This is a genomic window from Desulfovibrio piger (assembly GCF_951793255.1).
GTDB lineage: Bacteria > Desulfobacterota > Desulfovibrionia > Desulfovibrionales > Desulfovibrionaceae > Desulfovibrio.
Window position 1 is genome coordinate 2,946,358 of record NZ_OX636706.1, and the last position, 14,587, is coordinate 2,960,944.

Genomic DNA, 14,587 nt, shown 5'->3' on the forward strand with positions numbered 1-14,587 from the left:
ATGGGATGGCGTCCCCCCTTGCCGTCTGCCGCATCACGGATGCCGGGCAGCCGGCGCGCAGTATAAAAACAAGCGCACGCCGGCGCAACAGACAAATATCCCCCGTGCGGCCGGGCCGGGCATCAGTCCCCGCAGGCCCCGGCGGGATCACGGAAGGCCGCGGCCAGCGTGAGCGTCTGGCGCGTGGCGGCCACATCGTGCACACGATGCCAGAACAGGCCCTTTTCCCAGAGCATGGCCGTAGCCACCTGGGTGGCGCAGCCCCGTTCCTGGGTGGTGAGGCCCAGCAGCTGCCCGAACATGGACTTCATGGACAGGCCCATGAGCACGGGCCGTCCGAAGGCGAGCCAGTCCTCCGCATGGGCCAGCAGCTCCAGATTATGGCGCAGGGTCTTGCCGAAACCGATGCCGGGATCCAGCACGATGTGCTCTTCCGGCAGACCGGCGGCGGTCAGACGGTGCAGCTCGCGCTCGAAAAAGGCCATGACCTCGGAACGCACGTCCGTATAGCGGGGATCCTTCTGCATGACGTCCGGTCTGCCCTGGCTGTGCATGAGCACATAACCCGGCTTGTACTGGACGAGCACGTCCAGCAGGCCGGGATCGAAGCCGCAGGCCGAAATGTCGTTGATGATCTGCACGCCTTCTTCAAGCACGGCAGCCGCCGTGGCCGCATGGTAGGTGTCCACGGAGAGCATGACGCCGGGGATCTCCCGCCGCAGTTCGCGCAGCACGGGCATGAGACGCAGCAGCTCCTGCTCAGGCGTCAGGGCCTGTGCGCCGGGCCGGGAAGATTCCGCCCCCAGATCGAGGATGTCGGCCCCTTCCGCATGCAGGCGCATGGCGTGGGCCAGCCCCAGATCCGCGGAATCGTGCGTGCCGCCGTCATAGAAGGAGTCCGGCGTCAGGTTGACGATGCCCATAACGCCAAAGGGGGCAGAGGTCGTCACCGCCCCGCCCCCAAGACACAGCCAGGAGCCGCCCCGGCGGGACGGCTCCTCAGACATATGGTTATTGCTTGCGCTGTTCGTTTTCATCGTTGTCCTGCGTTCTGTTGCCCGTATCGACATCGCCCTGCTCCGCCTTTTCGGGAGCGGGTTCAGCAGCCTTGTCCGCCTCGGGCGCCGCGGCGTCCGTGTCGGCCGGATCCGGCTCCAGCACGAAATCCCCGGCAGGAGCGGCCTTCACCGGCTTGCCGTTGGCGTCCAGCGGCAGCAGGGGCTTGTTCTCCATGAGCAGGTCCAGCTCTTCGCCGCTGATGGTCTCACGTTCCAGCAGCGCCTGCGCGATGCGGTCCAGGGCCGCACGGTTGTCTTGCAGCAGCTTGACGCAGCGGGCGTGAGCCTCTTCCACGATGCGCTTGACTTCGGCGTCCACCAGGCGGGCGGTTTCTTCGCTGTAGTTCTTGTTCTGCACCCATTCGCGGCCGATGAAGACTTCTTCACCGGTCTCACCGATGGACAGGGTGCCGATGGCATCGCTCATGCCCCACTCACAGACCATCTTGCGGGCCATGCGGGTCACGCGTTCGATGTCGTTGGAAGCGCCGGTGGTGATGTCGTCAAAGACGATCTCTTCCGCCACACGGCCGCCCAGCAGCACCACCAGGTTGTTGCGCAGGTAATTGCGCGAGTAGCCGTGGCGGTCTTCCTCGGGCAGCTGCATGGTCAGGCCCAGGGCGCGGCCGCGGGGGATGATGGTGACCTTGTGCACGGGATCGGAACCGGGCAGCAGGCGGGCCGCCAGGGCATGGCCGCCTTCGTGGTAGGCCGTGATGCGCTTTTCCTCATCGGAAAGGATCAGGCTGCGGCGTTCGCGGCCCATGAGCACCTTGTCCTTGGCGTATTCGAAGTCGTGCATGTCCACCTTGGTGGCATTGAGCTTGGCGGCCTGCAGGGCGGCTTCGTTGACCAGGTTCTCCAGATCGGCGCCGGAGAAACCCGGCGTACCGCGAGCCAGTGTATCCAGATCCACATCGGGATCCAGAGGCGTACGCTTGGTGTGGACCTCGAGGATACGGCGGCGGCCGCGCAGGTCAGGCGTGGGCACCACCACCTGACGGTCGAAACGGCCGGGACGCAGCAGGGCCGGGTCCAGAACGTCGGGACGGTTGGTGGCGGCCAGCAGGATGACGCCCTCGTTGCTTTCGAAGCCGTCCATTTCCACCAGCAGCTGGTTCAGGGTCTGTTCGCGTTCGTCATGGCCACCGCCCAGACCGGCGCCACGCTTGCGGCCCACGGCGTCGATCTCGTCGATGAAGATGAGGCAGGGGGCGTTCTTCTTGCCCTGCACGAACAGGTCGCGCACACGGGAGGCACCCACGCCCACGAACATCTCCACGAAGTCCGAACCGGAGATGGAGAAGAAGGGCACGCCGGCCTCACCGGCCACGGCGCGGGCCAGCAGGGTCTTACCGGTACCTGGAGGGCCCACCAGCAGCACGCCCTTGGGGATGCGGCCGCCCAGACGGGTGAACTTTTTGGGGTTGGACAGGAATTCCACCACTTCGGACAGTTCGTCCTTGGCTTCATCCACACCGGCCACGTCCTCAAAGGTCACACGGGCCGAGTCCTGGTTGAGCAGGCGCGCGCGGGAACGGCCAAAGCTCATGGCCTTGCCGCCGCCACCCTGCATCTGGCGCATGAAGAAGATCCAGACACCGATGAGCAGCAGCATGGGGAACCACGACACCAGCAGGGTCATGTACCAGGGCTGTTCTTCCGGCGGCTGGGCCTTGACTTCCACCTTCTTGTCCAGCAGGCGGGACACCAGCTCATTGTCACGCGGGGCATAGGTCTGGACGGAGGCACCGTCCGGTCCGCGCCCGATGAGGGTGTTGCCCTGGATCTCCACAGAGCTGATCTGCCCGCCGTCCACACGGCCGATGAAATCCGTGTAGGACACCTTCTGGGCCGAGCTTTGCGGCTGCTGGAACATATTGAAAAGCATGACCATCGCAAGGACTATGGCAGCCCAGAGCATCAGGTTGCGACTAAACTGATTCAATTCGGCCTCCACTACAGAGCGGTAAAGCGTTGTGCTGATGGCGCACCGGTCTGCGCCAAGCAGTCAAGGTACTCTGACCGGCGGCAGGGTGTCAATCGACACCGGTCAGGGATCAGGAACAAGATAAGTCTCTTTTCCCGCCTGGCAATGGGCAGCGCCGGAGAGACGGGAAAATCGCTCTTCCCGCACCATACTCCGGTACCAGCGCCTTGCCGCAGGGCGGACTTGCTTTCCCCCGGGCTTTGTGTCACATATATGGCTGTTGTGTGGAGGCGTGTCGTCACCGGTGTGGCGCCCGGTCTTCAAAACCGGTGGCAGGCTTAACCGTCTGCGGTAGGTTCGACTCCTATACGCCTCCGCCATCCCGTCAACAGTCCGTCCGCAAGCCTTGTGCCTGCGGACTTTTTTTGTATCAGCCCCGTTTCGGAGCGCCGGGGCAGGCAGCCGCAAGGGTGTCCCTGCCTGTAGCAGACGGCGCGTCGGGATACCGTCAGCGCATTGCCTTTTACCTGCCTGACGGGCATCATCACAGCATGTCCCGGCTCACATCTTCCTCTCCCTTGCCGCCCATGCTGCTGGCGGCCTGCCCTTTGCCGTCCTTCTCCGGTCAGTCTCCTGCCATCTCACTGCCGGAGTTGCCGGAGGGCCTGCCGGCGGCGGAAGACCGGGCCCATATGGCGGCTTTCCGCCTTCCGGCCGAACGTGAAAAACGCCATCTGGCACGGCTGCTGCTGGCGGTGCTGCTGCATCGCGCCGCTGTTGCCGGTCTGTCCGCCCTCCCCTCTTTGAGCTGGCATCCCCTGCCGCTGCTGTTCCACCGCATGCGGGAGGCCCGGCTTTTCTTCGCCCGCCATGCCTGTCCCCGTCTGCATCGCCTGCCTTCAGGCCGTCCGTGGCTGGAAGGCTTTTCCGTCAGCTTCAGCTACAGCGAACAGGCGGTCTTCTGCCTGCTGGCCGGGCCCGATACCAGCCCCGGCGTGGATGCCGAGGCCCTGACGAGCCCGGCGCCGTCCGCATCGGCCTTCGCGCCCCAAGAGCTTTCCTCCCGTCTTTCTCCATCAGCCCGACAGCGTGACTGCCTGCGCCGCTGGACCATCAAGGAAGCCGTCTTCAAGGCCGCCGGTACGGGCTGCGACCGACCGCCGCGCCTGCTGGACAGCGGCCGCAGCGGCCGGCGCACAGGCGACCTCAGGCTGGATGCCGCCCTTTACCGCTGGCAGATGCTGCCCTGTCCCGGCCACTGGCTCTGCGTGGCGGTGCGGGGGTAAGGCTTCCATTCTTTCCGCGCACCAGGTCGCCCCGGCCATTTTGTGTCCCCTCGCAGCTGCCATATACAAACATTACTTGCCTTATGCCCGCTTTTGGGTCACTGTGCGCCCATGCTTCGCTTTCATCTGGTCAGCCTTTTCCCGGAGTTTTTCCGCTCGCCCCTTGAGACGGCACTGCTGGGCCGCGCCCGCGAGGCCGGCATCGTGGACTTTTCTTTCCACGATCCCCGCAGCTTCAGCACCAGCCGCCACCATCATGTGGACGACCGCCCCTACGGCGGCGGTCCCGGCATGGTCATGCAGGGCGAACCGGTGGCCGCGGCGCTGCGCTCCATCGAGAAGCCGGGACGCATGATCCTGCTGGCTCCCAGCGGGCGTCCCCTCAATGATGCGCTGGCCCGCGAACTGGCCCGGGAAGAAGACCTGACCCTGATCTGCGGCCGTTACGAAGGACTGGATGCCCGCCTGCTGGACATCTTCCCTCTGGAGCCCGTGAGCGTGGGCGAAGCCGTGCTCAATGGCGGCGAGACGGCGGCCCTGGCCGTCATCGAGTCCGTGGCGCGGCTGGTGCCCGGCTTCATGGGCAAGGAGGAGTCCGGGGACGACGAAAGTTTTTCCAACGGCCTGCTGGAGTACCCCCATTACACGCGGCCCGAAGTCCTGGAAGGCCGCGAAGTGCCGGAGGTACTGCGGGGCGGGGACCACGGTGCCGTAGCGCGCTGGCGGCGGCAGCAGTCGCTGGCCACCACGCTGCGGGTGCGGCCCGACCTGCTGGACAGCGCGCCCCTGGTGGCGGAAGATGCCCGCCATCTGGCCACGCTGCCCTGGACAAGGGCCGGAAGGAACCTTTCTTTCTGCCTCGTGCACTATCCCGTGCTGCTGGGCCGGAAAAATTCCGGCGTTTCCTCTTTGACAAATTTGGATATTCACGATATAGCCCGGATTTCCCGCAGCTATGCGATGGGACCGTTCTATGCCGTGACCCCGCTGGAGGACCAGCAGCGTCTGCTACAGGCCATAGTCCGGCACTGGACGCAAGGCGCGGGAAGCAGGGGCAACCCGGACCGGGCCCAGGCGCTCGCCACGGTTTGTCCTGCCGAATCCGTGGATGCCGCTGTGGAACATCTCACGGAGCGCACGGGCATGCGGCCCAGAGTGGTGGCAAGTTCCGCCTCCTGGCCCGCTCACAAGCACGCGCCCCCGCCGCTTTGTCCGGCGGATGTGTGCCGCATGTGCGAAGAAGGTCCTGTGCTGCTGTTGCTGGGTACGGCCCAGGGGCTGGCCCCTGAGGTGCTCGCCCGGTGTGACGGGGTGCTCAGACCCATACGGTATCTGGGCTACAACCACCTTTCGGTGCGGAGCGCGGCCGCTATCCTGGCCGACAGAATTTTGGGCGATTACAAGTAAGCGCCACAGTTTTTCTTCACGACGACAGCCGTCCCAAGGCTGCGTATTTAAGGAGTAGGGCATGGATATCATTAAGAAAATTGAACGTGAAAACATGCGTATGGATATGCCCGTGTTTCGCTCCGGCGACACGGTGAAAGTGCATCTGCGCATTGTGGAAGGCGAAAAAGAGCGTATTCAGGTGTTCCAGGGCAACGTGATCCGCATCCAGCGCGGCACCACCGACGCCACCTTCACCGTGCGCAAGATCTCTGACGGCGTGGGCGTGGAACGCATCTTCCCCCTGCACTCCCCCTTCATCGACCACGTGGAAGTGGTGAGCCAGGGCCGCGTGCGTCGCAGCCGTCTGTACTACCTGCGCGCCCTCAAGGGCAAAGCCGCTCGCATCAAGCCCCGCGGCCGCTTCTGATTCGCAGCCCAGCGGAATGTCCATGGCGGCCTGAGGGTCCTGTGAACATGCCCGGGCAGAATACGAACGGAATGAACCTCACCCTGCCTTGCGCGGGGTGAGGTCTTTGGCGTTTTAGCAACCGAGTGAAACACGATGCCCCCTCGCCGCAAAAGATCCTCCGCCGCACCGGCCCCGGAACAGGGCCTGCTCTGCGCCCTGCCCTCCCGTCCCCTGCTCATGGCGGGCATCGATGAGGCGGGCCGCGGCTGTCTGGCCGGTCCCGTCGTGGCGGCGGCCGTCATCCTGCCGGAAGAATACGACCTGCCGGGCCTCACGGATTCCAAGGCCCTGAGCGCCGCCCAGCGGGAACATCTGGCGCCCCTGATCCGCCAGTGCGCCCTGGCCTGGGGGCTGGGCGTGATCTGGCCCGCCACCATCGACCGCATCAACATCCTGCAGGCCACCTTCGAAGCCATGAGCCGCGCCGTGGCCGGCCTCAAGCGCAGGCCCGACCTTTTGCTGGTGGACGGCAACAAGACCGTGCCCGAGCCCGTCCTGCTGCCGCACTGGCGCAAGCGTCATGCCGACGCCCCCGACCTGCCCCGCCAGAATGCCGTGGTGGGCGGGGACAGCTCCGTGCCCGCCATCTCCGCTGCCTCCGTCCTGGCCAAGACCTACCGGGACATGCTCATGGAGCATCTGGAGCGCCGCCATCCCGGCTATGGTTTCGCCCGGCACAAGGGCTACGGCACGGCCGACCATTACGAGGCCCTGCACCGTCTTGGCCCCTGCCGCCAGCACCGGCTGACGTTTCGCGGCGTGCTGCCCGACAGGGACGAAGGCCCCGGTACCCGGCAGGGGAGCCTGCTGTGAGTTTTCTTTCCCGCCTGCGCCGCCTGGCCGATCCTTCCGGGCCACCGGCAGGGGACGACCGTGCGGGCGGGGACCACAAGGCCGCCCTGGGCCGTGCCGGGGAAGACGCCGCCGCCACCCTGCTGCATGCGCGCGGCATGCGCATCCTGGCCCGCAACTGGCGCAGCGGCCCGCTGGAACTTGACCTTGTCTGCCGGGAAGGCGACACTCTTGTTTTCGTGGAAGTCAAAACGCGCGGTCCGGGCAGTCTGGGCAGCGCCCTGGACGCGGTGGGGCCGCGCAAGCGGCAGACCCTGATCCGGGCCGCACGGGCCTGGCTGGCCGCACATGACCAGTGGCACCTGCCCTGCCGCTTTGACCTCGTCTGTATCGAACCGGGGCCCACGGGCCCGCACATGGAGCACATCCGCCATGCTTTCGACCTCTCCGGCTCCGGGCCATCTGTGGATAGTGGCCACGCCTCTTGGCAACCCTGGTGACCTTTCTCCCCGCGCCCGCGAAGTCCTCGCCGGCGCCGACCTCATCCTGGCCGAGGATACCCGCCGCGCCGGGCTGCTGTGCAGCCAGTGCAACATCCCGGCCCGCCGCTTCCTGAGTTTCCATGACCACAACGAGAGCGAACGGCAGGAAGAGGTCCTGCGCCTGCTGCGCCAGGGACAGAACCTGGCCCTGGCCTCGGATGCGGGCACGCCCCTGCTGGCCGATCCCGGCTACCGTCTGGTGCGCGCCTGCCGGGCCGAAGGCCTGCCCGTCTCGCCCGTGCCCGGCCCTTCGGCGCCGGTGACGGCCCTTTCCGCCGCGGGCATCCCGCCCCTGCCCTACACCTTTTTGGGTTTTTTGCCGCGTGATGCCGCGGGCCGCCGCGCCACGCTCTCGGCCTTTGCCCGCACGCCGGGCTCGCTCATCTTCTTCGAACGCAAGGACCGCCTGCGCGAGAGCCTGGCCCAGGCCGCGGAGCTGCTGGGCCCCCGGGCCGTGGCCGTGTGCCGGGAATTGACCAAGACACATGAGGAATTTATACTTGGCCGTCTGGAGAAATGGCAGGAGCTGCCCGAAGAACTGCTGGGCGAGATCACGGTCATCATCGGCCCGCCGGAACAGAAGGAACGCGCCGATGAAGCCGAAGCCCGCCGGGCCCTGGAAGCTGTCATGGCCGCTGCGGACGAGCGTCTCAAGCCCAAGGAAGTGGCCCGCCGGGCCCAGGAGATGGCCCCCGGCTGGAGCGCCAAGGAGCTTTACGAACTGCTGACCCGCGCCTGAGCCTTTCTCCGCCACGGAACCGACCGCCCAACCAAGCGAGCCCGCCATGTTGCCCACCCGGACAGCCCTTTCCTGCCTTGCGCGAAGCTGCTGCATCAACGCCGCCGTCACGGCACGCGGCATGCAGCAGCTGGGATTGCTGTTCGCCCTGGAACCGGCACTGCGCCATCTGTATCCCGAGGCCGAAGCACGGGCACAGGCGGCGGCCCACTACAGCGCCCACAGCAACACCCATCCCTATATGCTGCCCTTCTACATGGGCCTGTTGCTGAACATCGAAGAACAGGTGGCCGAAGGCAAACTGCCCTCCAACGCGCTGGACACGGTGCGCCGCACGCTGGGCACTACGCTTTCCGCCGTGGGGGACGGTTTTTTTGAAGGGGGCGTCTTCCCCTGCTGGGCGTTGTGCTGCATCTGCTTCCTGCTGGCCGGGCACACGCTGCCCGTCATCCTGCTGACGGTCCTGCTGGTCGTGGCCCTGCTGGCCTTCAGGACAGGCACGTTTTTCTTTGCCCTGCGCTACGGGCTGGCTGCCCTGGCCTGGCTCAAGCGTCTGGGGCTCATCAACTGGACCGGCCGCATCAAGGTCGTCAATGCCTGCCTGCTGACCGTGGCGGCTGCCATGCTGCTGCCCTACAGCGGGGACCGGCATACGCTCCTCTGGTGTATGGGCGGCGGCGCTGCCGTTCTGGCCGCCGCCTGGATCATCGGGCGCCTGCATTTGCCGCGCATCGTGCTCTGGCTGATCCTGCTGACCTTTCTCGTGCTCATGGACACGGGGCTGGTCGGCCTGTAAAGGCCCTTGCCGCCACGGCAGGGAAACATCCGGCCACACGGACGGGAAAGGCGCGCTCCGCAGGGCCTGTAGCCGCCTCAGACGACAGGGCCGCATACGGCATGGCATCCTTGCCGCAAGGCCCCCGATGCGGTGCGGGGGACCGTCAGGAACAGATCGTACAGGTCGCCCCGGGCGACCAGGGAGAATATATCATGGCAGAAGTTCAGGAAACACCCGAAGGCCTCGTCCTCCCCGTCACGCTGCATACGCGTGGCGGGCTGCACGCACGGCCTGCTGCCCGTCTGGCGCAGGAGGCCCAGAATTTTTCCTCCGACATCCAGATCCAGAGCGACAACGGTACCGCCGATGCCAAAAGCATGCTGGATATCCTCTCCCTCGCCATCTCCACAGGCTGCACGCTGACCCTGCTGGCCCGGGGCGATGACGCCCGCGAAGCCCTGACGGCCCTGGCCGATTATCTGGAAAATCTGCAGGACTGATATGGCACGCTCTCTTCTTTTCGGTACGTCCGTCTCTCCCGGCATCGCCATCGGGGTGCTGCGCTTCGCCCACAATGTCCAGACCGTGGAGATGCGCCGCATCAGCCCGCGCGAAGTGGAAGGCGAGCAGGAACAGCTGCGCGCCGCCGTGACCAATGTGCGCGCCGCCCTGCAGGAAGCCATGGCCAAGGTCCCGGAAGACCTTTCCGAATACCGTGAGGTCATCGCCGCCCAGATCGAACTGGCCCGCGATCCCAAGCTGGTGGGCAGCGCCCTTTCCCGCATCGAGAAGGAACTGGTCTGCGCCGCCTGGGCCCTGGACAGCACGGTGGAACAGCTGTGCAGCATCTTCCGCAACATGGACGACCCCTATCTGCGCGACCGTGCGCAGGACATCCGGGCCGTGGGCCTGCGCCTGCGCGAATGCCTGGCCGGCAGCTGCGCCCTGCCCGCCGCGGCCGGTGCCGGCATCCTGGCCGCCCAGGATCTTTCGCCCGCCGACGTCATGGACATGGATTTCAAGGACGTGCGGGCCGTCATCACGGCAGAGGGCGGGCCCACGTCGCATACGGCCATTTTGTCGCGCGGCCTGCACATCCCGGCCCTGGTGGGCGTCACCGGCCTGCTGGAGACCGGCAAGCCCGGTGAAAAGGTCATCGTGGACGGCCTCAACGGCTGCCTGCTGCTGGACCCCGATGCCGACGACCTGGCCACCTATGAAGAGCGCCAGCGCGAGTATCAGGAGTGGGAGGCCCGCATCCGCAGCGAGTCCCACTGGCCCGCCGAGATGCGCGACGGCGTGCGCGTGAGCGTCCATGCCAACCTGGAACGCCTGGAAGAAATGGACGAACTGCAGGACAGCGGCGCCGAAGGCGTGGGCCTGTACCGTACGGAATTCTCCTTCCTGCGGGAGCATCTGCCCAGCGAGGAAGAGCTCTATGCCGAATACAGCGCCGTGGCCCGCAAGGCCGCGCCCGCGCATGTGGTCTTCCGTACCCTGGACGCCGGTGCGGACAAGATGCTCCGCGCCCAGGAGGCCCTCAAGGAACCCAACCCGGCCCTGGGCCTGCGCGGCATCCGCTTCTGCCTGCGGCACCAAAAGATCTTCCGCAGCCAGCTGCGCGCCCTCATGCGCGCCGGGGTGGAAGGCAATATCTCCCTGCTGCTGCCCATGATCTCCGGCCTGGCCGAGGTACAGAGCGTGCGCCGCATCATGCAGGAACTGCAGCAGGAGCTGCAGGCCGCCGGTCTGCCCCACGCCGCCGATCTGCCCCTGGGCATCATGGTGGAGACCCCGGCGGCCGTGCTCATCGCCGATGCCTTGGCCCGCGAATGCGACTTTTTCAGCATCGGCACCAATGACCTTATCCATTACCTCATGGCCATCGACCGCAACAACCTGCATGTGGGCTACCTCAACGAGGCCCTGCATCCGGCCGTGGTCCGCTCCCTGAAGCGCATCATCGACTCCGCCCACCGCGAGGGCATCGGGGTCTCGGTCTGCGGCGAGCTGGCCGCCGACCCCTACGGTCTGGCCCTGCTGCTGGGCATGGGCGTGGACACGCTCTCGGCCTCGCCGCGCTTCGTACCGGGCATGAAGCACATGATCCGCCGCCTGGACGCCCAGACCTGCATGGACATGGCCCACAGCGTGCTCATGAGCACCGACGTGACGGCCTCGCAGCGCATGCTGCGCGAACGCCTGCAGGAGAGTCTGGGCTCGGAGCTGGCCTTCCATACCACAAGCATCATGACGAACAGTTAGGAATATGAGCAAAAAACCATCCCCGTCCACCATCGCCGTCAACAAGAAGGCCCGCCACCTGTACGAACTCTCCGACTTCGTGGAAGCGGGCATCAGCCTGACCGGCCCTGAAGTCAAAAGCATCCGGGCCGGAAAGATCAACTTTCTGGACAGCTATGTGGATTTCCGTGACGGCGAGGCCTTCGTGCTTTCGCTGCATATCGCCCCGTACGACAATGCCGGCTATGTGCCCCAGGATCCCGACCGCCCGCGCCGCCTGCTGCTGCACGCCGCCGAGATCCGCCAGATGGCGGCCCGCGTGGAACAGAAAGGCCTGACCGTGGTGCCCGTGCGCATGTACTTCAAGCAGGGCAAGGTCAAGATGGAGATCGCCCTGGGTCGCGGCAAGAAGCTCTTCGACCATCGCGAGACCCTCAAACGCAGGGCCGAAGAACGCGACGCCGCCCGCGATCTGGCCTGATATCATGTGGCGTCCGCCGCTGGCCCCGGGCCTTCTCTGGCAAAGCTGGCTCTTATGCTGGCTGCTGGGCCTGCTGGCGGCACGCTGGCCCGGACCCGCGCTTTGCGCGGGTCTTTGCGTCCTGGTGGCGGACAGCCGTTTGTGGCGTCTCCCCCGCCTGCTGGTGGGCTGTGCCGTCGCCCTGCTGGGCTGTGTCACGGCCCAGGCCCTGCTGCCCGCTTTTCCCGTGCCCCCCGTGCTGGAACAGCTGTACGAGGAACGCACCCCGCCCCGCCACTGGCCTGTGCTGGAAGCCAGGGTGAGCGATGTACGCACCCTGCCGGAACAGCGCCTGCGCATCAGCCTGACCGACCTGCATCTGCAACAGCCTGACGGTCAGCCTCTGGTCCATCTTCCCGGCAACCTTGCCTGGACATGGGAGCAGGCCGCCGTCTTCCCGCTGCCGGGCCAGACCATACGCCTGCAACGCAAGCTGTTGCCCGTGGATACCCAGCGCAACTTCGGCCTCACCGATTGGGGCTTCTGGTGGCACAGCCACGGTACCGGCTGGCGCATCTGGAGCCGGGGCACGGGCGGTCAGCCCGCCGTCGACGGCGCCCCCTCCCCCTTTGCCCGGCAGCGTCTGGAACTCATTCGAAAGTTCCTTGCCGTGCTCCTGCCGGGCAGGGACGATCTTTTGCCGCCCGCCGCCGCGCCTCCCTCCGGTCTGACGGCCGCAGCCCCTCCCCAGATCCCTGCCGCCGCGCCTCCCACGCCTTCCGCGGCACCGGTGCCCCAGGGCAAGGCCATCCTGCTGGCCCTGCTCTTCGGGGAACGCTTCCTGCTGGAGACGCCCACCGTGAAAGCCTTCAATGCCGGCAACCTTTCCCACAGTCTGGCCCTTTCCGGGCAACATCTGCTCGTGGCCGGTCTGGCGGGGATGCTCCTGGTCTGGCTGGCGGCCCGTATGCATCCGGGGCTCTATCTCTGGCGCCCCCGTACCGTCCTCATCCCGCTGGCGGCCTGCCCGGCGGCCCTGGGCTATCTCTGGCTGGGCAATGCGCCGCCTTCGCTGCTGCGGGCGGCCGGGATGCTCCTGTTGCTGGCCACGGCCATGGCCCTGGCCCACCTGCGCTGCATGCCGCTGCCCCAGACGCTCCGGGAGCGCCTCCCTTCCAGCGGGCTGGATGTCCTGTGCTGCACGCTGCTCTGCATCACCGTCATCTCCCCCCTGTCCGTCTTCGATACCGGTCTGCAACTTTCCGCCCTGTGCGTGTCCGTCATCTGCTGCGCCACGCCGCTCATGGGGCAGCTGTTGCGCCGTATCCCGCGGACGTCCCCCGGGCAGCGCCTGCTCCGTTCACTGGCCAGCATTTTGCTGGTCTCCTTCTTCATCCAGCTGGCCCTGCTGCCCCTTTCCCTGCTGCTGTTCAACAACAGCGGGCTGTGGTTCCTGCTCAATGTTTTCTGGCTGCCCGTCCTGGGCACCCTTGTCCTGCCGGGGGCCTTCCTGGGACTGGGGCTCAGCCTGTGCGGCCTTGGCCCGGCAGCCGCTCTGGTGCTGGATGTGGTGGCCCTGCCCTGCCAGTGGCTGGTGGACGGCCTGCTTTTCCTCCAGACGCAGGGCTGGCTCAGCGTCCCCCCCATCCTGCGGCCCCACTGGACGGCCCTTCCCGCCATGGCCTGCCTTTTTCTGGCACTGGCCCTGCGGGCCGGACGCCCCGGCTTGCCGCCGGCGGGAAAACGCCTGCTCATCTGCGGTCTGCTGCTGGCCTGTGTGGGCCCGGCCCTGCGTCTGCACCACAGTCTGGTGCCCCGGCTGGAGCTTTCCGTCCCTGACGTGGGACAGGCGCAAGCCGTCCTGCTGCGTCTGCCGCATGGCCAGACCCTGCTCGTGGACGCCGCAGGCAGCATGTCCCGCTCCTGGAACCCGGGACGCGAACTCCTCCTTCCCCTGCTGGCCTGCAATGCCCGCCCCGGTCTGGACGCCATCATCAACAGCCATCCCGACATCGATCACGCGGGCGGCATCCCTCCCCTGCTGGCGGCCTTTCCCGAAGCGCTCCTGCTGCACAACGGCCAGCCGGGCAGTGGTCAGATGGGGCATATCTGGCAGGCCACCCTGCAAAAACGGAAGAACACCCCCCTCCATGCCGGAGATACCCTGCAACTGGGCGATCCCGAAGACGGGCTGGCTCTGCATGTGCTGCATCCGCCCCGGCCAGCCCCGGGCGCCTATGTCTGGGAAGGCAACAGTGCCTCCCTGGTCCTGCGCCTGGTCCACAATGGGCACGGCCTGGCCCTTTTCCCCGGTGATGCCGACGGGGCCGCCCTGCGCCACCTGCTGGCCAGTGGCCGGGACGTGCAGGCCGATGTTCTGCTGGCACCGCACCACGGCTCGGACAGTTCTTTTTTGCCTGAATTCCTGACGGCTGTGCGCCCCCGGCTGGTGGTAGCCTCCTGCGGCGCCTTCAACCGCTTCGGCCATCCCGGGAAACAGCTCAGACAATGGCTGGAAGAACAGCATATCCCCCTGCTGCAGACAGGCCGCCACGGGCATGTCCGTGTGACCTGGCCCCTGTCAGGCGACAGGGACGTCCCTCTTCTGGACTGGGACACCGCCCGGCCGGTACGGCCCTGAAAACAGACGAGAAAGAAAATCCTCCCTACTGCTACCGCTGCCTGCCGGACGCGGGACGACCTTGTCCGCAGGACGTGTGGGGCCTCATCGACGAACGCATGCCTGCAAGACGGTGGCAGGGTGGAGAGTCCTCCGGATAAAAAATTGCTGTCGTCCTCCGCAACGTACGATGTTCGCTCGGCTGACGCGATGACCGTGGCAGCAGTGCGGTGGTTGTCCGGCGCTTTGTGCGCGCACCACAGGATACAGGCTGCGCATC

13 protein-coding genes and 1 tRNA gene are annotated in these 14,587 nt (G+C 66.5%); 12 read left to right on the forward strand and 2 right to left on the reverse strand.

Going from position 1 to position 14,587, the window contains the following annotated elements; translation table 11 throughout:
- Positions 1-122: 122 nt before the first annotated feature.
- Positions 123-1,007: a dihydropteroate synthase gene (gene folP / locus Q4I12_RS13230; RefSeq protein WP_414600740.1), complete on the reverse strand. Its 885-nt coding sequence runs from the start codon at positions 1,005-1,007 to the stop codon at positions 123-125.
- Positions 1,008-1,011: 4 nt separating this feature from the next.
- Positions 1,012-3,006 (reverse strand): ATP-dependent zinc metalloprotease FtsH, encoded by a 1,995-nt coding sequence (gene ftsH, locus Q4I12_RS13235; protein ID WP_437438860.1) that lies wholly within the window; start codon positions 3,004-3,006, stop codon positions 1,012-1,014.
- A 268-nt stretch (positions 3,007-3,274) separates the two neighbouring features.
- On the opposite strand from ftsH, the gene Q4I12_RS13240 reads away from it, so the two are divergent.
- The 12 genes from Q4I12_RS13240 (at position 3,275) to Q4I12_RS13295 (ending at position 14,328) form a co-directional block, all read left to right on the forward strand.
- Positions 3,275-3,368 (forward strand) — tRNA-Sec (locus Q4I12_RS13240).
- A gap of 171 nt (positions 3,369-3,539) precedes the next feature.
- Positions 3,540-4,274 carry a 4'-phosphopantetheinyl transferase family protein gene (locus Q4I12_RS13245; RefSeq protein WP_302261940.1) on the forward strand — a complete coding sequence of 245 codons (735 nt, stop codon included), beginning with the start codon at positions 3,540-3,542 and terminating at the stop codon, positions 4,272-4,274.
- A gap of 111 nt (positions 4,275-4,385) precedes the next feature.
- Positions 4,386-5,681: a tRNA (guanosine(37)-N1)-methyltransferase TrmD gene (gene trmD, locus Q4I12_RS13250; RefSeq protein WP_302261941.1), complete on the forward strand. Its 1,296-nt coding sequence runs from the start codon at positions 4,386-4,388 to the stop codon at positions 5,679-5,681.
- 61 nt (positions 5,682-5,742) lie between these two features.
- Positions 5,743-6,090: a 50S ribosomal protein L19 gene (gene rplS, locus Q4I12_RS13255; RefSeq protein ID WP_006006452.1), complete on the forward strand. Its 348-nt coding sequence runs from the start codon at positions 5,743-5,745 to the stop codon at positions 6,088-6,090.
- 135 nt (positions 6,091-6,225) lie between these two features.
- A complete protein-coding gene (gene rnhB / locus Q4I12_RS13260) occupies positions 6,226-6,945 on the forward strand; it encodes a ribonuclease HII (protein WP_418731014.1) in 720 nt (239 codons plus the stop codon).
- Positions 6,946-6,968: 23 nt separating this feature from the next.
- Positions 6,969-7,424, forward strand: coding sequence for a YraN family protein (locus tag Q4I12_RS13265; protein ID WP_204674442.1), 456 nt, complete (start codon positions 6,969-6,971; stop codon positions 7,422-7,424).
- Positions 7,357-8,205 carry a 16S rRNA (cytidine(1402)-2'-O)-methyltransferase gene (rsmI, locus tag Q4I12_RS13270; protein WP_302261943.1) on the forward strand — a complete coding sequence of 283 codons (849 nt, stop codon included), beginning with the start codon at positions 7,357-7,359 and terminating at the stop codon, positions 8,203-8,205. Before Q4I12_RS13265 ends, rsmI begins: the two co-directional genes overlap by 68 nt.
- A gap of 46 nt (positions 8,206-8,251) precedes the next feature.
- Positions 8,252-9,001 (forward strand): PTS system mannose/fructose/sorbose family transporter subunit IID, encoded by a 750-nt coding sequence (locus Q4I12_RS13275; protein WP_302261945.1) that lies wholly within the window; start codon positions 8,252-8,254, stop codon positions 8,999-9,001.
- Positions 9,002-9,195: 194 nt separating this feature from the next.
- The gene (locus tag Q4I12_RS13280; protein WP_168935662.1) at positions 9,196-9,483 is read left to right on the forward strand and encodes an HPr family phosphocarrier protein; all 288 of its coding nucleotides are present in this window, start codon (positions 9,196-9,198) and stop codon (positions 9,481-9,483) included.
- A 1-nt stretch (position 9,484) separates the two neighbouring features.
- A complete protein-coding gene (gene ptsP, locus Q4I12_RS13285; RefSeq protein ID WP_302261947.1) occupies positions 9,485-11,248 on the forward strand; it encodes a phosphoenolpyruvate--protein phosphotransferase in 1,764 nt (587 codons plus the stop codon).
- A gap of 4 nt (positions 11,249-11,252) precedes the next feature.
- Positions 11,253-11,708 (forward strand): SsrA-binding protein SmpB, encoded by a 456-nt coding sequence (gene smpB / locus Q4I12_RS13290; RefSeq protein ID WP_006006439.1) that lies wholly within the window; start codon positions 11,253-11,255, stop codon positions 11,706-11,708.
- Positions 11,709-11,712: 4 nt separating this feature from the next.
- Positions 11,713-14,328 (forward strand): ComEC/Rec2 family competence protein, encoded by a 2,616-nt coding sequence (locus Q4I12_RS13295; protein ID WP_302261949.1) that lies wholly within the window; start codon positions 11,713-11,715, stop codon positions 14,326-14,328.
- The last annotated feature ends 259 nt before the right edge of the window (positions 14,329-14,587 follow it).